The sequence below is a fragment of the Halomonas sp. GFAJ-1 genome, from assembly GCA_002966495.1.
Lineage (GTDB): Bacteria > Pseudomonadota > Gammaproteobacteria > Pseudomonadales > Halomonadaceae > Vreelandella.
In genome coordinates this window covers 3,083,863-3,103,763 of the sequence record CP016490.1, presented here as the reverse complement: position 1 = coordinate 3,103,763, position 19,901 = coordinate 3,083,863, and the positions used below count along the sequence as shown (strand labels likewise).

Sequence of the window (19,901 nt, the reverse complement as noted above, 5' to 3'; positions counted from 1 at the left end):
TAGGTGTCCTTTCAATGTCGTGGTGGAGTGAGTTCACTCCATAGCCCATCCAGTTCAACATGATGCTGGCTTTGATGTCGGTATAAACGGAGTTCCATGGGCACATCCCAGCGGCTATCGCCTGCCCGTACCAAGGTGCCTTTAGCAAGCTCAGCGCTTACGTTGCGTTCAGGTAGCCAGCTCATGCCATAGCCAAGCAGCACTAACTCTTTAATACCTGCGGCATAGAGGTTTTCACTCTGTGCCGTCAGGTAGGTGCTTTGGGGCATGCGGGCAAGGTGTGCTTTTACCGCCGAACCCAGCAATCCGCGTTTTGGATAGGCAAGCCAGGGAGCTGGCTGTTGCCGAGTACCCGGCAAAAGGGCGCAGGGTGAGCCTTGGCTATTTAGCCCAGTAACTGGGATCAGACGCTCATGACCTATCACGCGGTAGGTGCATGCGCTGGTATCGATATCTAAATCACAGCGTCCTATGGGCCAATAACACATGGCTAGATCGCATTCCGCCCTAGCAAGCGCTTGAAAATAGTCGCTGGCTACCCAGCCGGTGGCGCGCAGGTAAGGTTGTACGCGCTCCTGCCAGCCCATTTTGGCTAGCCATTCGGGTAAGAACTGCGGCAGTAAGCTTTGGGGGGCGGCCACCATAATACGTCGCTGCTGCCCAGCGCTTATCTCTCGCACACGGTCGCGTGTGAGGCGTACACGGTCGGTAACTTGCTCGCATAGTGTCAAAAATTCTTCTCCCGCGGGCGTGAGCGAGAGCGGCAGCGTTTGTCGATTTATCAGCGTGACGCCCATCTCCTCTTCCAGTAGCTTAATTCGCCGGGAGAAGGTGGGCTGAGTCACGTGTTGCTCGTCGGCGGCGCGGGAGAAGTGTCGCGTTCTGGCCAGGGCAATAAAGTCTTCTAGCCAGCGAATTTCCATGCCATACCTCGTAGTGCTCTCAGGCGCGATGCTTTGTTGAAGATGACCTTCATAGGCGACCTTCTTCTACAGCGTGGCATGCGACGCGTGTGCCGTCGTCCTGCGTTCGCAGCGTAGGAATTTCCTGCTTGCAGCGGGCGTTGGCGTAGGGGCAGCGCCCGTGGAAGACACAGCCGCTGGGTAAGTTGACCGGCGTAGGCACTTCGCCGGTTAGGCGGATATGCTGTGGTCTGTCATCTTTCAGCCGTGGGATCGCCGAGAGCAGCGCCTGCGTGTAGGGGTGGCGTGGCTTCTCAAACAGCGTGGCCGTTGTAGCAATCTCGCATACTGTCCCTAAATACATCACAGCTACCCGGGTGCCGAAATGCTCTACTACGGCTAAGTCATGGGTAATAAATAGGTAAGTTAGATTACGATCACGCTGTGCATCCATTAGTAGGTTGAGCACTTGAGCCTGAATGGAAACGTCTAGCGCTGAAATGGGCTCATCTGCGACGATAAACTCCGGGTCAACCGCTAAGGCGCGTGCAATCGCGATGCGCTGACGCTGGCCACCGGAAAACTCATGCCCAAAGCGCTTGCCCCAGTCAGGGTCAATGCCCACAGAGCGCATTACCTCTCCAACTTTGTCGAGAATTTGCTGCCGATTCCAGTTCGGGTGATGCAAGCGCAGCGGTTCTTCCAGGGTTTGCTGGATGGTCATGCGTGGGTTGAGCGATGCATAAGGATTCTGAAAAATCATCTGCATGCGCTTGCGATAGGGCAGCAGCTGACGCGAACTCAGGTTGTCGATACGCTGGCCATCGTAGCTAATCTCGCCTTCGCTAGGCGTAATCAGCCCCATCACCGTGCGGGCCACCGTTGATTTGCCACAGCCGGACTCGCCCACTACACAGAGTGCTTCACCGCGTTTGATGTCTAAATTAACGCCGTTAATGGCATGCACATGCTCTTGATGGCGAACCAGCTTGCCGCCTTTAAATCGCAGCTGATCTAGGAAATCGCCTGATAGCGAAAAGCGCTTCTTTAGCCCACGAATTTGCAACAGCGACTCGCTGCTCTCTTCGTTTTGTGTCGGGTGGGTGATAAGCGTTTCTGCCTGCGCACTCATGAGGTTTCCTCCTTCAGGCGACGGTCTTCTAGCATCTCAGCCACCATGTGGCAGGCCACTTGGCAGTTGCCTGAGGTGACGAAGCCAGGGACTTGCTGGGTACATGCCGGGCGGGGCTGGCCATCGGCACGATTGATAAAGTCACAGCGGGGATGGAAGGCGCAGCCATTAGGTAAATTGGACAACGAGGGCATACTGCCGCGGATTTGGTTGAGCCTTTCTCCTGGGGTCGCCATTTGCGGCAGGGCGTTAATGAGCCCCTGGGTGTAGGGGTGTTGTGGGTCGTTGATAATTTCCCTGGTGGGGCCTTGCTCAATCACTCTGCCAGCATACATAACCAGCATGTGCTGGGTAACTTGGCTAACAACGCCCAGGTCGTGGGTGATCAATATAAGCCCGACATTGTGCTGCTCGCATAGCTCTAGCAGCAGCGCCATTATTTCCGCTTGAATAGTCACATCCAAAGCGGTGGTGGGCTCATCGGCAATGATGATGTCGGGGTCAAGCAGCAGTGCGATGGCGATAATGATCCGCTGACGCATACCCCCGGAAAGCTCGTGGGGGTACTGATCCAGACGCGTTTCCGGCGATGGGATCTGCACTTGGCGCAGCTTGTCTAGTGCGATACTGCGCGCCTCTTTTGATGAAATACGCCGGTGCGCCTTTAGGCACTCCACCATTTGCTCACCGATAGAGAGCACCGGGTTTAGCGTCATCATCGGATCTTGGAAAATCATCGAGATGCGGTTGCCGCGCACCTTACGCAGGCCGCGCTCAGACATCGTATTAAGTGTTTGGCCTTCAAATTTAATGCTTCCCCCAGCAATAAATCCGGGCTTGGCGATCAAATTCAGTAGTGAGAAAGCGGCCACCGATTTACCGGCGCCGGACTCTCCGACAATGCCTAAACGTTCACCGCGCTCAAGGGTGAAATTAACATCGCGTAGGGCGCGCACTTCGCCCTGGCGTAGGGCAAAGCGAACATCGAGTTGAGAAACTTCAAGTAGTGCCATGGTGCCCTCAGCCTTTATAAAGTCGTGGGTTCATGACATCGCGAAGCCAGTCACCCAATAGATTGATAGACAGCACCAGCACTACTAGCACCGCACCAGGAATCAACGTAATCCACCAAGAGCCTGATTGAATGTAGTCAAAGCCTGACTTTATCAGTGACCCCAGTGATGGGTGGGTTTCTGGCATCCCTAGCCCCAAGAACGACAGCGCCGCCTCGGAAATAATCGCATTGGCAATCTGTACCGTAGAGATAACAAAAATAGGTGAGAGCGTGTTGGGCAGTACATGACGGAACATAATGCGTTTGCTGCGCAGGCCCATCACGCGGGCGGCGTCCACGTACTCTTTGTTTTTTTCGGCCAGTACCGAGGCTCGCACTGTGCGTGCGTACTGTGGCCACTCGGCCAAGCCGATTATCAGTATCAGCATAAGTACCGCATACTGGCTGTAGAAGGCGCTGCCCATGGTGGCTTTCACCACCGCCCCCACCACAATGGCCACCATCAAGGTGGAGAACGAGAGCTGTATATCCGCCAGACGCATTAAGAAGGCATCAACACGCCCACCCAAATAACCGGCCATTAAGCCAAAGGTAACCCCCAGCAGTGCCTGGAGAAAGACAGCACCAAAACCAATCAATAATGATACCCGAGTGCCGTAAAGCACAATCGACCATAAATCGCGGCCCTGGGCATCGGTGCCTAGTACGTAGCGGTCGTCGGCGCCGTCAATCCAGAAAGGCGGCAGTTCAGAGTCGAGAATATCAATTTGGCGCAGGTCATAAGGGTCAGTGGGGGCCAATAGCGGTGAAGCAAAGGCGGCAATGACCATGCAAAGGAATACGGCCAAACACAGCTGGGCGGTGCGGTCGCGTTTAAAGCTGTACCACACAAAGGAGTCGCGTAAGCGCTCCCAGCGGCTTGGCGCAGAAGTAGGGGTGGATGTTGTCATGCGGGCTTACCAGTCAGTTTTACGGTGGGGTTCACGAAGCCGTAGATCAGATCCACGATGGTGTTGGTCACCACGAAAATGACGCCGACAATCATCAAATAGCTCACCACGAGAGGAATGTCAGCGCGGTTAATGGCATCCAGGAACATCAGCCCCATGCCTGGCCATTGAAAAACGGTCTCGGTCAAAATGGTATACGCCACCATGGTGCCAATTTGTACGCCACCTACCGTAATGACGGGCAGCATGGTGTTTTTAAGGGCGTGAACAAAGTATACCCGGCGCATCGAGATGCCTTTAGCACGTGCATATTTGACGTATTCAGATTGCAGCACTTCCATCATTTCAGCGCGAATTAAGCGAATAAAGAGCGGCAGCATAATAGAGGCCAGCGAAACAGCCGGTAGAACGAGATGTTTTAGGCCATCCCAGGTGACGAGATTAGTATCCCAGTGACCCACGACATGTACTAATTCGTGGCCACGCCCGAAAGAGGGCATATTTCCTTGTGTTGAAAGCGCGCTATTTAGCCACGCTCCCCAGGCGGCGTCTTGGGGGAAGAGGTTAATGGTTATCCCAATCGCGAATATTTGGATCAAGACAATGGCCGTCAAAAAAACCGGTATCGAAATGCCGATAATAGAGATGCCCATAAAAAACCGTGAAAAGGGCGATCGAGGTTTTATCGCGCTGTAGACCCCAATAGGGACTGAAAACAGCACGATGATCAGCGTGGCGGCAAACACTAGTTCTAGCGTTGCGGGCAGATGCCTGGCGATTACTTCGAGAGCTGGCTCGCGGTAAAAATAGGAGTTCCCGAAGTCTCCTTGAACAGCATTTTTCGCAAAGCGAACGTACTGAACCAGAAAGGGGTCGTTTAAGCCCAAGCGTTCGCGCAGTGCCTCGCGCTCGCTTTCGGGAACTGACTGCCCGACCATCTGCTGTATGGGGTCACCCAGGTTATCCTGAATGGCGAAGGCCAGCACACTGATGATAAACATCACCAATACAGCGTGCATCAGCCGCTTGATTAGAAAAGCAATCATGGCGTACGCCACCTATGCAATAGGTTTAATGAAAAGAAAAGTAGGGTTGCTAGCCGTTCACACATAAAACGCTTCGCCCCCCAGTGTCCTGGAGAGCGAAGCATCCTTGCCGATTAACGTAGTAAAACGTCAGGTTTAGCGGTCGATGACCAAATCACCCAGGTAGGGGAAGTCGGTGGCGTTAACGACCGGCTCAATGTTGATACCATCGGCGGCGGCATACGCAAGGTTCTGCCAGTGAAGCATGACGTAGCCAACATCTTCATAAAGCATGGCTTCAGCTTCACGTAGCATTTCGTTACGTTTTTCAAGATTGGTTTCGCTGTCCGCTTGTGTAACTAGCGCATCAATCTCTTCGTTGCAGTAGCTGCCGTAGTTGTACTGGCCCGCACCCGTCTCTTCATCAATACAGAAGGAGAGATACTGGAAGAAGTTAGCGCTGTCTTCGGTATCAGAGTGCCAGCCAATCATGGCCATGTCTGATTGACGGGTGTCGTATTCCGGCCAATATTGGGCTAATGGCATTGTGCGTAAGCTGACATCAATGTTGATACGCGCCAACATGTTAGCAACCGCCTGGGCGATTTGCGCATCGTTAACGTAGCGGTTGTTCGGCGCAATCATTTCCACGCTAAAGCCGTCTTCATAGCCTGCTTCCGCCATTAGTTCCTGGGCCCGCTCCAGATCGTAACGCGGAACCAGGTCAGGATTGTGGCCCGAATAGCCTTCAGGAGAGAACTGGCCTGCGGGCGTTGCGAAACCGCGCATTAAGCGGTCGGCAATGCCCTCTTGGTTGATGGCAAGGTCAACCGCTTGGCGGACGCGAGCGTCCTGGAAGGCTTCAACCCGCTCTTCATTCAGCTGGAAGCCGATGATGCGCGTGCCGGGAATTTCATAAAGGTTTGCACCTTGGGCATCGCGAACACGGTCTAAATCGTTAGGCGGTACGGCATCAATAAAATCAACGCCGCCAGAGAGAAGCGCCGCAACGCGGGAGGCGTTTTCAGCAATGGGCGTCAGTACGATGCGTGAAACATTGCCTTCAGTTTCGGTATCCCAGTAATCTTCGAAACGCTCAAAATCAACCCGTACACCCTGGCGGCGGTCGGTGACGATGAACGGGCCGGTACCGGAGACGTTGCGCGATGCAAAGGAGTTGCCCGCTTTAACGATTTCTGATTTGTCGTTTCCGTCGTCGGTTTCGCCGGTGTAAAACTCGCTATCCATGGGGAAAATGTAGGTAGCAAGGTTGAGCAGCAGCGGGTAGGGCTCAGTAGTGGTGATTTCTACGGTGTAGTCATCAATCGCTTCAACGCTGGCTATCGGCTCAAAAATAGCGCGATAGTCTGGGCTCTCTTTTAAACGCTCAATGGTCCATACCACGTCTTTGGCAGTGAATTCGTTGCCGGAGTGGAAGGTAACGCCTTCACGCAGCGTCATGCGCATATGGGTGTCGTCTACTTGCTCCCACTCAGTGGCCAGCCGCGCTTCAAATTGAAAGTCTTTGGTCCAGCGAACCAGCGGGTCAAAGGCTAAGTGTGAAAAGCGTAATACGCCGCCCGAAAGCTGCTCATGGAGGTCGAGAGTTTCAGGGTCAGCAGAGTAGCCAATACGCAGTGTTTCAGCGCTTGCCGCCATCGGTAGCATTGCAGTGCCCGCAACAGCGGCGCCAATAATGGAGGCTAGTAGCGTTTTTTTGAGCGTCATAATCGTTCCCATGAATGATTGTTTATTGTTCGTTCTACACGTTGGTCACGGTGCTGTTGTTCATAGGTGACCCGTAAAACAGACACGGCCAGCTCGTAAGCTATCTAGCTAACATAGAGAGAGCCTGTTGCGTCATACAATCGAAATAATGACACGTATCATTCATCTGCCGAATGAGATGGCTAAAAGCGGCAGGGCGGCGCGAGGTGTTTAGACGAAAGTTGATGCTGTTGACAGTAAACTAGCAGGCCAAATGGCCTGCCTTAAGCAAGTTTTTTAGCCAAAGCGTTTATGTAGCAAGCGATTAATGGCATCCGACTCGTAAAGCCATTCGTGCCGCCCATCTTCATGGGTGATTTTCAGGCAGGGGACTTTAACTTTGCCGCCGCCTTCTTGTAGCGCCTTTTTATGCTCGGGATCTAACTGAGCGTCCCGTGTTTCAATTTTTAGCCCCAGTCGGGCAATTTCTTTGCGTACTTTGATACAAAAAGGGCAGGTGCGAAATTGATACAGCGCTAGGCTTTTGCACGCTTGATCTACCTCGGCCTGCTCTTCAGGGGTGCGCTCTACCGATTTTGGTGTAGAAAGCTTTTCTGAGATCAGCATGACCGGTGCGAGTACAAGACGTAGGCCGCGGAAAAAATAACGAATCAGAATGCGCATGGATAGTTCCTCTGACCAACACCGTGGCTAGGCGATGTGGTTAAGTGGTTTGTTAAATGGATGCGCGCATCCTGCAACAATACGCCGAATTTGTCACTTTCTAGCCCCGTGACGTGAAGCCGCAATGATGATGGGATGAGCAGCGTGGCTTAGCGTGCTAATCTCAGCGGCTATTTTCTATATGTCATGTCGGCTTTTACAGCAAAGGGAAAGGAGCTACCCCATGCATCTCCATATTATCGGTATTTGTGGCACCTTTATGGGTAGCTTGGCGTTGTTGGCTCGGGAGTTGGGGCATCAGGTCAGTGGCTCCGACGCCAATGTTTACCCCCCCATGAGTATCCAGCTTGAACAAGCAGGCATTACGTTAATGGAAGGCTACCGTGCGGAAAATTTGTCAGCGGCAATCGACATGGTGGTGGTGGGTAATGCGCTCTCTCGGGGTAACCCCGAGGTTGAGGAGCTGCTCAATAGCGGGCTGCGCTACACCTCGGGCGCCCAGTGGCTTGCCGACCATGTGTTGCCTAATCGGCAGGTGATTGCGGTAGCCGGTACCCACGGTAAAACAACCACAGCAAGCCTATTGGCATGGCTGTTAGAGAGTGCAGGGCAGGCCCCCGGTTTTTTAATTGGCGGTGTGCCGCGTAACTTTGGTGTGTCTGCCCGACTGGGCAGCCCCAAAGCGCCGTTTGTGGTTGAGGCAGATGAATACGACACCGCTTTTTTTGATAAACGCTCTAAGTTTGTACATTACCGCCCCACCATTGCGGTGCTGAATAACCTTGAGTTTGATCATGCGGATATTTTTCCTGATCTAGCGGCTATTGAGCGCCAGTTTCACCACCTAGTGCGCACGGTACCCAGCAAAGGCCAACTGCTGATCGCCGACCAGCAGCCTGCCTTGGAGCGGGTGCTAGAGATGGGTGCCTGGACGCCAGTAGAGCGCTTTGGTTGCTTAGCCACCAGCGAGTGGCAGCTAAGCCTGGAGCGCTCGGATGGCAGCCGTTTTCAGGTGCTGTATCGCGGTGTTAATGGGGAGGAAGACGGCGTTGTAGAGTGGTCATTAACCGGAGAACACAATGCCCGCAATGCCTTGGCAGCGCTGGCGGCGGCGCATCGCTGTGGGGTTGATTTGCCCCGTGCATGTGCTGCTCTGTCGCGTTTTCAGACCCCCCGGCGCCGACAAGAGGTGCTAGGTGAAGTAGGGGGAGTGCAGGTGATTGATGATTTTGCCCATCACCCAACCGCTATCGCCGCTACGTTACAAGGGCTGCGTGCGGCCACTACCAAGGGGCGTTTGTTAGCGGTGATTGAGCCTCGCTCCAATACCATGCGTTTAGGTGCACTGCGTGAGCAATTAAATGACAGCGTCGCTGAAGCGGACGCGGTGTTTTGGTTTCAGCCCGAAGGCCTTGATTGGTCAATGGAAACGTTAGTGGCAGAGCAGGGCGAGTGCGCTCAGCTATTTAGCACTATTGAGTCGCTGGTCGAGGCCGTTGTCACCCAAGCGTCACCGCAAGACCGTATTGTCGTCATGTCGAATGGTGGCTTTGAAGGTGTCCATGAACGCCTATTAACCGCATTAGCCGTTAAGGAGTAAGTTGCGTGGCGAAGATTCGTTCAGATAGCCCAGGTTCTACTTTTAAACCACCGGTTACCGTGGCCCTAACCGGTGCATCGGGGGCGCAATATGGTTTACGGTTGATCGATGTGCTGGTAGAGGCCGAGCATGAAGTATGGGTGATGATATCCAAAGCCGCACACATGGTGATAGCCACTGAAACAGAGGTATCGCTGCCAGCGCAACCTGCGCGTTTAGTCGAGGCGTTAAGCCAGCGTAGTGGAGCTAAACCGGGGCAAATTCGTTGTTTCGGGCGTGAGGACTGGATGGCGCCTGTGGCGTCCGGTTCGGGTGCACCTTCGGCAATGGTGGTGTGTCCTTGCTCTACAGGGACTCTCTCTGCGGTGGCCACCGGAGCAAGCAACAACTTAATTGAGCGCGCGGCAGATGTCGCCATCAAGGAGCGTCGAACCTTGGTGATGGTACCCCGGGAAAGCCCTTTTTCTCCCATTCACTTAGAACATATGCTGGCGCTTAGTCGACTAGGCGTAGTGATCCTCCCTGCCGCGCCAGGGTTTTATCACCAGCCGCAAACCATCGAAGACCTTATTGATTTCATTGTCGCCCGAATCCTCAATCAGTTGGGCATTAGTCACCGCCTGATGCCGCGTTGGGGAGAAGCGCACCAGCCATCCAGCGATATACAACATAAGGATTTGTGACGGTGATGTCCTGGGCCATGTTGTCGGTGTTTTTGCCAACTTTCTTGTTTGTTTCGCTTACGCCAGGCATGTGTATGACCCTTGCCATGGTGCTGGGTATGACCCAGGGCGTTAAGCGTACGCTTTGGATGATGGCGGGGGAGCTAATTGGGGTTGGTTTTGTAGCTGCAGCAGCCGGCGCTGGCGTTGCCGCCTTAATGCTTCGTCAGCCTGAGCTGTTTACTGCTTTCAAATGGGCAGGTGGTGCTTATCTTGCCTACCTGGGAGTTATGATGTGGCGCTCCCGGGGGCGCATGGCGATCCCCAGTGAACTGGATGCTGGTCCTGCTGCTGGGCGGTTGCAACTGGCCATGCAAGGGCTCGTCACTGCCGTTGCAAACCCTAAAGGCTGGGCGTTTTTTATGGTGTTGCTACCGCCGTTTTTAGATAGCAGTCGCCCACTAGCACCGCAGCTTAGCATTTTGATTGTAGTTATTCTTACCATTGAGTTTGCCAGCATGCTGGTTTACGCCACCGGCGGTAAAACGCTACGTCAGGTGTTGGGTAAAAGCGGCAATGTGCGGTTGCTTAATCGAATTGCTGGCACGCTGATGTTGGGGGTAGGCTTCTGGTTAGCACTGGGTTAACAAGGCAAGTAAATGGAGTACGGCTACCGCCCGTTATGCGGGCGGCAAGAAGATAACGCGTAACGTAACCAGAAACAGTGATGCGCCAGCGAGCAGTACCCACGGGCAGGGGGGCAAAGGCGACCGGTAGCGACGCTGCCAGCTAAGCCGTACCAACGCGCACACCACCAAGCCGAGAAGGGCGCCGCCAATTAAGTCACTTAACCAATGTACGCCTATCACTAAGCGGGATAGCGCCATTGGGGTGGCCAGAACAATGGCTAGCCAATACACCCAAAAGTGGCGCTTACGCGGCAGTCCAGCCACTAAAAAAGCAGCGGCCAGGCCAATCACCACCACCGATGTAGAGGTGTGGGCGCTAGGGTAGGCGAGTGACCCCGTTAGATGGTCTGGGGTGAAAGGCCGTTCACGACCAAAAATAGCTTTGCCCAAGGTATTTAGTAGGGCAATGCCACCCACCGCTGCGCCCCAGTGATAAAAGGCATCCCAGCGCTTGTGCACCAAAAACCACAGCCCCCAGGGGATGAGTAGCGCTGCAATACCGAGCTTATCGCCGATATCTGCCAGTATTAAACTTGAGGTAACCAACACATCGTTGCTTAGCCAGTTAAATAGCCGCTGAGCCTGAAGGTCTATGAGTAGGGGGCCGTCGTGCTGCATGACCAGCAGCGTCCAGGCGGACACGCTGGCGAGTGCCACGACGAACAGCAGAAGCGACGCTAGTGGAACTTCTCCGGCCCGGCTCATGGAGAGCCAGGGACGCCGCATGAAGGGGATGCGGCGAATGATGCGCGCAATGCCTAGATACGCCCAGCCGTGGCGCCCAACCTGCGCTCTGCCCCAGGAAAACACCACGGCTAGCACTACCACGCTTGCGGCCATCATAATCGCAGCGGCTTCTACGTCAGGTGGCAGGTCTAGGTGCTGTTGCCACGTTCGGCCTAATAAATAGCCTGGCAGCACATAAGCTGGCGCCCATAGCGCTGCTGATGAAACGTTGGCCCACAAAAACGTGCGGGCAGGCATGCGCATCATACCTGCAATTAGTGGGATAATAGGGCGTACCGGGCCTACAAAGCGGCCAATAAACACCGAATAGATCCCATAGCGTTCAAAAAAACGCGCGCCACGCCCTAGCCACTCTGGATGATGCACCAGTGGCCAGCGCTGGGTTACCTGCTCGCGGTGATGGTAGCCCAGCTTATAGCTAATGCCATCGCCTAGTACGGCGCCAATGAAGGCTGCGCCCACAAGCCAGGGGAGGCCAAGGGATTGGTGCCCGGCAACAGAGGCGGCCGCGGTAATTAACACTACCCCAGGGACCAGCAAACCAACGAGTGCGAGAGACTCAGCCAGCGCGATGAGTAAAACCAGCAGCAGCAACATGGTTGGCGACATCGAAAGCGCAAAGAGTGAATCAACTACAGACACAGAAAGCTCCAAATAAAAAAGGTTAGGCCTCAACCAATGCCTGGGCGCGCGCTTCCAGGCGCTTCACGTAACGTTCAAAACTTTCAGTTCGGCACGGTAAACACACGCTAATGCGGGTGTCTAAATGACCTGTTTCGACGAGCACGCAGCGTGATAATGCGCGCTGAAGCCGTTCACGTACTAATAAAGCACCGCTTTCACTCGTGTCTGGAAGCACTAGCCAAAAAGTGGCGTTGCCTGCTCGGCCCAGCAAATCATGGTCGCGGCAGCGGCTATTGACCTCGCTGCAGAGAGTACCTAGAAGCGCGAGTTGAGCACGCTGTCCAAACTGCTCTTCTGCCATATCTAGCTGGGGTAGATGAAGCACCAGCACGGCAAGGCGTTTGTTAAGCATTGCTGCGCGCTGATACTCATTGTGTAACCGCTCTTTTAAGGTGTCGATATGGTAAGCATTGCAGTCGCCGTCGTTGGGATCTGTTGCTCTTAATAGTGCCCCCCTGCGAGCATGTTCCCAGGGGGGGAGCGCTGATAGCAAAATAAGGGCGAGATAGCCCAGCGCAAAGGTAGATGAAATATCACTGGTGCCGGGTAGCAGCCACCAAAGGGGGGTACAGAGGATGTTTAAAAAAAGCGCGCCCCATAACGGCAGAAGCAAAAAAGAAGCGGCAACAGGCAACCCCAGCCAGATAAGCGGTGTAGAGGGTTGATAGTACATGGCGGCTAGAACCACCGCGTAGGTGCTTGCGAGTAAAATGGCCCGCGGGATAGCGGGTGTTAAGCCCTGGCTGTAGTGCATCAATAGGGCGGTTAGTAACAGTAAGGTGACAAATAAGGGGATTAATAACTCTCGGTAGTCACCCATCGCGTATAGCCACAATGTATAAGCGGCCATAACGACGACGCTGCCACTGTACGCCAGTGTCATTAACCACCTTGGTAGCTGATGCTCAGTCATGGCATGCTCCCAAACGTCTTGGCAGGAGAGGTATGCAGCATTTCCAGAGTGAGCGTTGAAAGCTCCACATCCATCAGCGGAGTGTGGTAATGAAGCACCTTTTCAGGCAGAGCATTGCAAATCAGCCCGCGGCGTTGGGCGCCCTCCTTTGGCGAGCGCGACAGTAGCAATATAACTAACGTCGTGCCATTTAAGCGATACACGTTTTCAAATGCGTAAGTTAACTCGCAGAGCTTTTGTGCCGATGCCCAAAGCTGGTGACGTTTAACGTGTATGACGACTACTTCAGCGTAAATCCCCTCTCGTTCAGAGCGGATCTGCTCCCGAGCTAAGTCGCGTAATAGCTGCTCGCCAGCCCATAAGTTGAGCCCCGGTATTAGCCGTAAGCGTTGCTGGATCGCTCCGTTTATATCAATCAGTTGGCGTGTTTTCGATACCGCCAATAGCCCTAAAGCCGTTAGTGTTGTCAGCAGTAATAGCCACTCTGGCTTGCTGAGAAAAGGGGCGATCATTATCCAGCTTAGTAGGGCGGCGCTGGCGTTAAAGGCGATTGCCACAGGTCTTTGCGGCAGCATGTAAACGGCTGCAAAAACCCATATCAGTATGCTGTGCCGCTCCGGGGCCGCGACAATTAAGCAAAGTAGCAGGCCGCCAGCCAGCATTTGCCAGGGCAAGCCTCTAGCCCGGCGATGGCTGAAATCCAGCAGCAGCGCGGTAATCAACAGCCATCCAACCGAGAGCCACAGCACCAGAGCGGCAGCAGGTGGGGCGGTGGGTGTCCAGAGTGCTAGCAGCACAGCGGCAGCCAATAAATTGGTTCTTAGTAGGCGTATTTTGTACTTGCTTTGCATGGTGGCTTACTATTCACCTTTAATAACGAAGGCTGATTCACGGCCGTGCCGTGGTGCTGTTTGATAATGTTGCCGTGTCGAGATGAGGCATCTAATACCCCAGTATAACGCCCAAATGGCGTAACATACTGTTAAGCATTCAGTACCATGGTCACCATAGCTTCTATATAGCTTTTACACATCACATTTACCTACAACCACCTCACACGCTACGCCACTAACCAGGGAGACGATATGAGCGGTTCTAACACGTTCCAGGATGAAGCCCAACGCCACTTGGCTGCTGGGGATGTGCCCGCTTATATGCAGGCGCTCGGGCAGGGTGCCCGTGCAGCGGCCGTTGAACTGCGCCGCGCGGATACGGGACTAAAAAATCGTGCACTTGAGGCGATGGCGGCCCGCTTGGCCGCTTCTAGAGCGATGATTTTAGAAGCTAATGCACTCGATATGCAGCGCGGTCAACAAAATGGTTTAGACAGTGCGCTACTGGATCGCTTAGCGCTCTCCGATAGCCGAGTAGATGCCATGATTGAAGGGTTGCGCCAGGTGGCTGGACTACCCGATCCGGTGGGCGAAATCGACGAGATGAACTACCGCCCAAGTGGTATTCAAGTGGGCAAAATGCGCGTGCCGCTGGGGGTTATCGGCATCATTTATGAGTCGCGCCCCAATGTCACCCTTGAAGCTGCAAGCCTTTGTTTAAAATCCGGTAATGCCTGCTTATTGCGCGGGGGGTCAGAAGCCAGCGCCTCAAACGCTGCCATTAGCAGCTGCATTCAGCAAGGCTTGGCTGATGTCGGCTTGCCCTCGGGTGCTGTCCAGGTAGTGGCAACCACTGATCGCGCTGCGGTAGGCACGATGATCAGCATGCCTGAGTATGTTGATGTGATTATTCCGCGAGGCGGCAAGTCATTAATTGAGCGTATTTCCCGCGAAGCGAAGGTGCCCGTCATCAAGCACCTTGATGGCGTTTGTCATGTGTATATCGATACAACGGCAGATCCAGCCAAAGTATTAGCCATTGCGGTTAACGCTAAAACCCACCGCTATGGAACCTGCAACACTATGGAGACTCTGTTGGTGGATGCGCCGATCGCCGATCTTGTGCTGCCAGAGTTGGCCCGTGCCTATGCACAGCATGACGTGGAGCTACGAGGCTGTAAGCGCACCCAGGCATTGTTGCCGCAGGCCGTTGAAGCAACAGAAGAAGACTGGCATGCAGAGTACTTGGCCCCCGTGTTGGCCATTAAGGTCGTTGATGGTATGGATGAAGCGATTGAGCACATAGAGAAGTACGGGTCACACCATACCGATGCCATTGTTACCCAGGATTACTCCCTTGCCCGCCGCTTTATGGCAGAAGTGGATTCCAGCTCGGTGATTGTTAATGCCTCCACCCGCTTTGCAGACGGCTTTGAGTACGGGCTCGGGGCAGAAATTGGCATATCCACCGACAAACTGCATGCCAGAGGTCCCGTCGGGCTACAGGGGCTGACAACACAGAAGTACATCGTGTTTGGAGATGGTCAGGTTCGGCAATGAGTCATGCGCTGTTAAAGGTAGGCATGCTGGGCGGAACCTTTGACCCGGTACATTTGGGCCATTTGCGCAGCGCGGTTGAGGTTCGTGAAGCGCTGGGGCTAGATCGGCTACACATGATTCCAGCGCCCAAGCCGCCCTTGCGAGACGCCCCGCAGGTCTCGCCCGACCAACGTTTTGAACTGCTCAAAATGGGTATAGCCGATACGCCGGGCATTATTGCTGATGGGCGTGAGCTGCGCCGGGAAGGCCCTTCCTACAGCGTTGATACGTTGGCAGAGTTGCGCAGTGAGTACGGTAGTGAGGTGCCGCTAACCATGATTATTGGCTTTGATGCGTTTTTACGGCTGACAAAATGGCACAAGGTGGACGAAATATTCACTTTAGCGCACCTTGTGGTAATAGCTCGGCCTGGCTATCAAACACCCTGGCCTCCAGCGCTGAAGGAACTGGTTGGTAATCGAGAAGTCGATAGTATACCGGCGCTCATGCAGCGCCCTTGTGGTTCAATGCTATCGCTCACACTTCCCTCAATGATGGCGATCTCTGCTACTTATGTAAGAGAGCGCCTAAAGGCAGGTGAGAGTGTGCGTTATCTGCTTCCGGAAGCAGTGGAAAGAAGCATTTTACAGCAGGGGCTTTATCAAACGTACGAATAGCGCTGGCAGTCATGAAAGAAGCCGTTACAATGGCCCGCTAAAAGACGGCTGATTGATATTAGCTTCGAAGCAGTGTTGATTGCCGTTTTTTTACCCGTTCTACTAATTAGTCTTACCTTCACAAGGGGTTGCCTTCAGGAGCCATGCACATCGATACACTTAAAAGCCTAGCGATTGACGCGCTAGAAGAGCTAAAAGCACGCGATATTACCCAGCTAGATGTTTCCAAGCTAACCGAAGTCACCGATTTAATGGTGATTGCTAGCGGAACCTCTACACGTCATGTCTCCGCGCTGGCGCAGAACGTGGTAGAAAAAGCCAAAGCCGCCGGTCTTAAGCCCCGTGGTGTAGAAGGTGGCGATAATGCTGATTGGGTGCTTGTTGATTTGGGTGACATCGTTGTCCATATCATGCTTCCCGATGCACGCGCACTGTACGACCTTGAACGTCTATGGGCAGACTTGCCCAACGATGCTGGCGGGATTGGTGAGTCATTGAAACGCATAGAAGAGCGGGTCACTATGTCATGAGAATACGGCTGTTAGCGGTGGGGACGAAGATGCCCGGATGGGTGGAAGAGGGCGTTGAAACCTACCGCAAACGGTTGCCAAGAGATTTTAATTTAGAAATTGAAGAGATCCCTCTGGGCCAACGGGGCAAAAATGCTGATATTGCCAAAGCCCGTGCTCAAGAAGCCCAGCGTATTCGTGACAAGCTGCGTGGTGATGAATATATCGTGGCATTAGAGGTCAAAGGCAAGACATGGAGTACCGAGCAGCTTGCCCAAGAAGCCGATGCTTGGCGCATGATGGGGCGTGATATTGTGCTTCTCGTTGGTGGCCCTGATGGTTTAGAACCTTCCCTTTCGGCGTTGGCTGATAAGGCTTGGTCGCTCTCTTCTCTCACGCTGCCGCACCCGCTAGTACGTATTATGCTTGCAGAGCAGTTATACCGTGCGTGGACCCTGTTAGTCGGTCATCCTTATCATCGCTAGGCGTGCTAAAACAGAGTCATTTCCATGGCTATTGTTGCGTCATTTGTTAGATTTGAGAGTCATCTTTTGCCATGCCACAGCGCCTTGATACGCTAAAAAACTCCGAGCAAGAGCTGCGTATTTTCCGTGTCAGGGCGCTGCTTGCCGTTTTGGTAGTTATTGTATTGACCAGCTTACTGACTGGTCGCCTCGCTTATTTGCAGATTACCCAGCATGACCTTTATAGCACTCGCTCAGAAAAAAACCGTGTGCGTGTTGAGCCGTTACCGCCCAACCGAGGGCTTATCTATGACCGTAACGGAACCCTACTTGCTGAAAATCGCCCCACCTACAACCTTACCCTAGTTCGTGAGCGTGTCGATAATTTGGATGACACGCTGGCGCTGCTGGTGGATCTTCTAGAGTTACCCGAAGAGGATATCGACGCTTTTAATGTTCGCTCACGTCAGCGCCAGCGTCCGTTCCAGCCTGCGCTATTGATGAGCGACTTAAGCGAAAACCAAATTGCCCGCCTTGCGGTAAATCGTCATCGATTGCCCGGTGTGGAAGTGGAAGCTCAGTTACTGCGCTACTATCCCGATGCCGAGGTGATGGCGCATGCCCTGGGGTATGTGGGGCGCATTAACGCTGAAGAGATGCAAACCCTGGATACCGGCCGTTATGCGGGCACGCACTTTATTGGCAAAACCGGCGTAGAACGGTTTTATGAAGACCAGTTACACGGCCAGGCAGGACTACGTAAAGTAGAGACTAATGCACGTGGTCGTGTGTTAAGAGAGCTAGGGCGAACCGACCCCGTTCCCGGAGAAAACCTGACCCTTACACTGGATAAATCGTTACAGATGTTGGCCTATGAGCTGATGGATGGCCGTCGTGGGTCCATTGTGGCGGTTATGCCGGATACTGGGGAGATTTTGGCGATGGTTTCAACGCCTGGCTTTGACAGTAACCAGTTTGTGACCGGTATCGATGTTGCCTCGTATAGGGCGCTCCAGGAGAATATCGATTTACCGCTATTTAATCGTGCTATCCGCGGGCACTATCCGCCCGGCTCCACCATTAAGCCGTTCCTTGCATTAGCGGGCTTAGTCGAGGGGGCAATTACCCCTGATAGCACAATCAACGATCCAGGGTTTTACCAATTACCCAATGATACTCGGCGCTACCGCAACTGGCTGCGTTGGGGCCATGGCCGGGTTGATATGGAGCGCTCGATAGCTGTTTCCAACAACACTTACTACTATTCGCTGGCGCACGACCTGGGTATCGACAAGCTACATGAGCAGATGAGCAACTTTGGCTTTGGCCAGCGGGTAGCCCACGATGTGCAAGGTGAAAGCACTGGACTGATGCCCTCTCGGGATTGGAAGCGTGGTCGTTTTAATCAGCCTTGGTATCCGGGTGAAACGCTCTCGGTGGGTATTGGTCAAGGGTATTGGCAGGTGACTCCCCTACAGCTAGCCAGCGCAACGGCTGCCTTAGCGAATCGAGGCCATTGGGTGAAGCCGCGCCTTGCGCTAGAAGTGGGTAATCAACCGGTTCCTCGTGACCTCCCTGATACCTTGCCGGATATTGAGCTTGATAATGAAGGCTGGTGGGGTCGCATCTTTAGCGGTATGGAAAAAGTACTTACCGGTAGTGAGGGCACCGCCCGTCGCACTGGGGTGGGGCTTGAGTATCGTATGGGGGGTAAGTCGGGGACTGCTCAGGTCTTTTCGCTGGGGCAGGATCAACGCTATAACGCAGAAGAGTTAGAAGAGCGCCTGCGAGATCACGCGCTTTTTATGGCCTTTGCGCCCCTTGAAAATCCACAAATTGCGGTATCTGTCATTGTTGAAAACGCTGGAGGGGGAAGTACCCATGCAGCGCATTTGGCTCGCGCGATGACCGATGCTTGGCTTCTAAAAGAGCGTGCGCCAGAGGTAGATGAAGTGCGTGATGCGTTAGAAGAAGACACTGTTGGCGTGGAGGGTAATTAATGGCGGCTTGGCATACACTCTCCCGCTCTTTTCGTAGCTACCCCGTGCGGCCTCCAAGTAGTGGTATTGCGCGACGTAAAAGCATCTGGGAGCGTATTCATCTCGACCCTTGGTTAATAGGCATGCTGCTGGTGCTTATGGTGGCGGGTCTGTTTGTTCTCTACAGTGCTTCTGGTCAGCGTATCGAAGCAGTCGTCGCCCAAGCCATTCGTTTTGGCGTTGCGCTGGTCGGCATGGTCATTATTGCGCAATTCTCTCCCTCTACTTTCCTGCGCTGGGCTCCTTTTGCTTATGGTGTTGGGCTTGTCATGCTCATTGCGGTAGAGCTCGTTGGAGATGTGGGGATGGGGGCTAAACGGTGGCTGGTCATTCCTGGTGTTCTTCGCTTTCAACCCTCTGAGATGATGAAGCTAGCCGTACCGTTGATGGTGGCGGCTTACCTGAACCGCTGCCCGTTGCCGCCCCGTCTTCGTGATATTGCGGTGTGTGGCTTAATCATTGGTGTGCCTGTTGTGCTGACGGCTATTCAGCCAGATTTAGGCACCTCGTTACTCATGACGAGTGCGGCAGTCATTGTAGTGCTGTTGGCAGGCCTTTCCTGGCGGCTTATCGGCTTTGTTGGAGCACTAGTGGCCGCAGGGTTGCCGCTGCTGTGGATGAATATGCATAACTATCAGCGCCAGCGGGTGCTGACGTTTCTAGACCCGGAAAGCGACCCCTTGGGCGCGGGTTGGAATATTATCCAATCTACCACGGCAATTGGCAGTGGTGGTTTGTGGGGCAAAGGCTGGTTGGATGGTACTCAATCCCAGCTTGAGTTTCTCCCTGAACGCCATACGGATTTCATTATTGCTGTATTGGGCGAAGAGTTTGGTCTTGTCGGAATGTTATTGCTACTGGCGCTTTATGTCATGATTGTGGGGCGCGGGATGTGGTTAGCCACGTCTTCCCAGGATACTTTCGGGCGGCTGGTGGCGGGCAGTATTATTCTGACGTTTTTCATTTATGTTTTTGTTAATGTCGGTATGGTCAGCGGCATTCTGCCGGTGGTTGGTGTGCCGCTACCTTTAGTGAGTTACGGCGGCACCTCAAGCGTGACCTTATTGGCGGGGTTCGGTATTCTCATGTCGATTCATGCGCATCGTCGTTTGTTACCGCGCTGATGGTCT

Annotated in this window: 19 protein-coding genes; 9 read left to right on the top strand and 10 right to left on the bottom strand. The window is 53.8% G+C overall.

Translation table 11 applies throughout. The features are described 5' to 3' along the window. Positions 1 to 11: 11 nt before the first annotated feature. The 7 genes from BB497_13985 to BB497_13955 form a co-directional block, all read right to left on the bottom strand. On the bottom strand, positions 12 to 923 hold the full coding sequence (locus BB497_13985) for a LysR family transcriptional regulator (protein AVI63740.1): 912 nt from the start codon (positions 921 to 923) through the stop codon (positions 12 to 14). A 49-nt stretch (positions 924 to 972) separates the two neighbouring features. Continuing rightward, positions 973 to 2,034, bottom strand: a complete 1,062-nt coding sequence (locus BB497_13980; protein ID AVI63739.1) for an ABC transporter ATP-binding protein — start codon at positions 2,032 to 2,034, stop codon at positions 973 to 975. Continuing rightward, the gene (locus BB497_13975; protein ID AVI63738.1) at positions 2,031 to 3,047 is read right to left on the bottom strand and encodes a methionine ABC transporter ATP-binding protein; all 1,017 of its coding nucleotides are present in this window, start codon (positions 3,045 to 3,047) and stop codon (positions 2,031 to 2,033) included. The genes BB497_13980 and BB497_13975 overlap by 4 nt, the downstream gene beginning before the upstream one ends. Before the next feature lie 7 nt (positions 3,048 to 3,054). Next, on the bottom strand, positions 3,055 to 3,999 hold the full coding sequence (locus BB497_13970) for an ABC transporter permease (protein AVI63737.1): 945 nt from the start codon (positions 3,997 to 3,999) through the stop codon (positions 3,055 to 3,057). Then, complete coding sequence (locus BB497_13965) at positions 3,996 to 5,045, bottom strand: ABC transporter permease (GenBank protein AVI63736.1); 1,050 nt, start codon at positions 5,043 to 5,045, stop codon at positions 3,996 to 3,998. Before BB497_13965 ends, BB497_13970 begins: the two co-directional genes overlap by 4 nt. Positions 5,046 to 5,180: 135 nt before the next feature. Next, entirely contained in the window at positions 5,181 to 6,752 is a 1,572-nt protein-coding gene (locus BB497_13960) for a nickel/dipeptide/oligopeptide ABC transporter substrate-binding protein (protein ID AVI63735.1), read from the bottom strand. 276 nt (positions 6,753 to 7,028) lie between these two features. Continuing rightward, entirely contained in the window at positions 7,029 to 7,415 is a 387-nt protein-coding gene (locus BB497_13955) for a glutaredoxin (GenBank protein AVI63734.1), read from the bottom strand. A 223-nt stretch (positions 7,416 to 7,638) separates the two neighbouring features. On the opposite strand from BB497_13955, the gene BB497_13950 reads away from it, so the two are divergent. Genes BB497_13950 through BB497_13940 form a run of 3 tightly spaced genes read left to right on the top strand, consistent with a single transcriptional unit; the run spans position 7,639 to position 10,324 of the window. After that, on the top strand, positions 7,639 to 9,015 hold the full coding sequence (locus BB497_13950; GenBank protein ID AVI63733.1) for a UDP-N-acetylmuramate:L-alanyl-gamma-D-glutamyl-meso-diaminopimelate ligase: 1,377 nt from the start codon (positions 7,639 to 7,641) through the stop codon (positions 9,013 to 9,015). A 5-nt stretch (positions 9,016 to 9,020) separates the two neighbouring features. Beyond that, positions 9,021 to 9,698 (top strand): aromatic acid decarboxylase, encoded by a 678-nt coding sequence (locus BB497_13945; GenBank protein ID AVI63732.1) that lies wholly within the window; start codon positions 9,021 to 9,023, stop codon positions 9,696 to 9,698. Between the two features lie 5 nt (positions 9,699 to 9,703). Further along, a complete protein-coding gene (locus tag BB497_13940; GenBank protein AVI64358.1) occupies positions 9,704 to 10,324 on the top strand; it encodes a threonine transporter RhtB in 621 nt (206 codons plus the stop codon). Between the two features lie 33 nt (positions 10,325 to 10,357). On the opposite strand, the gene BB497_13935 is transcribed toward BB497_13940, so the two are convergent. The 3 genes from BB497_13935 to BB497_13925 are packed head-to-tail and all read right to left on the bottom strand — an operon-like array spanning position 10,358 to position 13,561. Further along, positions 10,358 to 11,755 (bottom strand): PA-phosphatase, encoded by a 1,398-nt coding sequence (locus tag BB497_13935; GenBank protein AVI63731.1) that lies wholly within the window; start codon positions 11,753 to 11,755, stop codon positions 10,358 to 10,360. 22 nt (positions 11,756 to 11,777) lie between these two features. Beyond that, positions 11,778 to 12,710: a diguanylate cyclase gene (locus tag BB497_13930; GenBank protein ID AVI63730.1), complete on the bottom strand. Its 933-nt coding sequence runs from the start codon at positions 12,708 to 12,710 to the stop codon at positions 11,778 to 11,780. Next, positions 12,707 to 13,561, bottom strand: coding sequence for a hypothetical protein (locus BB497_13925; protein AVI63729.1), 855 nt, complete (start codon positions 13,559 to 13,561; stop codon positions 12,707 to 12,709). Before BB497_13925 ends, BB497_13930 begins: the two co-directional genes overlap by 4 nt. Positions 13,562 to 13,795: 234 nt before the next feature. Here BB497_13925 and BB497_13920 point away from each other — a divergent pair, with 234 nt between their 5' ends. The 6 genes from BB497_13920 to BB497_13895 all read left to right on the top strand — a co-directional run bounded on the left by BB497_13920 (position 13,796) and on the right by BB497_13895 (position 19,895). Continuing rightward, a complete protein-coding gene (locus BB497_13920) occupies positions 13,796 to 15,103 on the top strand; it encodes a glutamate-5-semialdehyde dehydrogenase (protein ID AVI63728.1) in 1,308 nt (435 codons plus the stop codon). After that, entirely contained in the window at positions 15,100 to 15,759 is a 660-nt protein-coding gene (locus BB497_13915) for a nicotinate-nicotinamide nucleotide adenylyltransferase (GenBank protein AVI63727.1), read from the top strand. The genes BB497_13920 and BB497_13915 overlap by 4 nt, the downstream gene beginning before the upstream one ends. Positions 15,760 to 15,902: 143 nt before the next feature. Next, entirely contained in the window at positions 15,903 to 16,289 is a 387-nt protein-coding gene (locus BB497_13910; protein ID AVI63726.1) for a ribosome silencing factor, read from the top strand. Then, complete coding sequence (locus BB497_13905; protein AVI63725.1) at positions 16,286 to 16,753, top strand: 23S rRNA (pseudouridine(1915)-N(3))-methyltransferase RlmH; 468 nt, start codon at positions 16,286 to 16,288, stop codon at positions 16,751 to 16,753. The genes BB497_13910 and BB497_13905 overlap by 4 nt, the downstream gene beginning before the upstream one ends. Before the next feature lie 71 nt (positions 16,754 to 16,824). Beyond that, entirely contained in the window at positions 16,825 to 18,732 is a 1,908-nt protein-coding gene (locus BB497_13900; protein ID AVI63724.1) for a penicillin-binding protein 2, read from the top strand. Continuing rightward, positions 18,732 to 19,895 (top strand): rod shape-determining protein RodA, encoded by a 1,164-nt coding sequence (locus tag BB497_13895; protein AVI63723.1) that lies wholly within the window; start codon positions 18,732 to 18,734, stop codon positions 19,893 to 19,895. The genes BB497_13900 and BB497_13895 overlap by 1 nt, the downstream gene beginning before the upstream one ends. Positions 19,896 to 19,901: the final 6 nt, after the last annotated feature.

Bases quoted from the DNA above. Each gene is read 5' to 3' on its own strand.
- BB497_13985 (AVI63740.1), bottom strand. From the start codon at position 923: ATGGAAATTCGCTGGCTAGAAGACTTTATTGCCCTGGCCAGAACGCGA.
- BB497_13980 (AVI63739.1), bottom strand. From the start codon at position 2,034: ATGAGTGCGCAGGCAGAAACGCTTATCACCCACCCGACACAAAACGAA.
- BB497_13975 (AVI63738.1), bottom strand. From the start codon at position 3,047: ATGGCACTACTTGAAGTTTCTCAACTCGATGTTCGCTTTGCCCTACGC.
- BB497_13970 (AVI63737.1), bottom strand. From the start codon at position 3,999: ATGACAACATCCACCCCTACTTCTGCGCCAAGCCGCTGGGAGCGCTTA.
- BB497_13965 (AVI63736.1), bottom strand. From the start codon at position 5,045: ATGATTGCTTTTCTAATCAAGCGGCTGATGCACGCTGTATTGGTGATG.
- BB497_13960 (AVI63735.1), bottom strand. From the start codon at position 6,752: ATGACGCTCAAAAAAACGCTACTAGCCTCCATTATTGGCGCCGCTGTT.
- BB497_13955 (AVI63734.1), bottom strand. From the start codon at position 7,415: ATGCGCATTCTGATTCGTTATTTTTTCCGCGGCCTACGTCTTGTACTC.
- BB497_13950 (AVI63733.1), top strand. From the start codon at position 7,639: ATGCATCTCCATATTATCGGTATTTGTGGCACCTTTATGGGTAGCTTG.
- BB497_13940 (AVI64358.1), top strand. From the start codon at position 9,704: ATGTCCTGGGCCATGTTGTCGGTGTTTTTGCCAACTTTCTTGTTTGTT.
- BB497_13930 (AVI63730.1), bottom strand. From the start codon at position 12,710: ATGACTGAGCATCAGCTACCAAGGTGGTTAATGACACTGGCGTACAGT.
- BB497_13925 (AVI63729.1), bottom strand. From the start codon at position 13,561: ATGCAAAGCAAGTACAAAATACGCCTACTAAGAACCAATTTATTGGCT.
- BB497_13920 (AVI63728.1), top strand. From the start codon at position 13,796: ATGAGCGGTTCTAACACGTTCCAGGATGAAGCCCAACGCCACTTGGCT.
- BB497_13915 (AVI63727.1), top strand. From the start codon at position 15,100: ATGAGTCATGCGCTGTTAAAGGTAGGCATGCTGGGCGGAACCTTTGAC.
- BB497_13910 (AVI63726.1), top strand. From the start codon at position 15,903: ATGCACATCGATACACTTAAAAGCCTAGCGATTGACGCGCTAGAAGAG.
- BB497_13905 (AVI63725.1), top strand. From the start codon at position 16,286: ATGAGAATACGGCTGTTAGCGGTGGGGACGAAGATGCCCGGATGGGTG.
- BB497_13900 (AVI63724.1), top strand. From the start codon at position 16,825: ATGCCACAGCGCCTTGATACGCTAAAAAACTCCGAGCAAGAGCTGCGT.
- BB497_13895 (AVI63723.1), top strand. From the start codon at position 18,732: ATGGCGGCTTGGCATACACTCTCCCGCTCTTTTCGTAGCTACCCCGTG.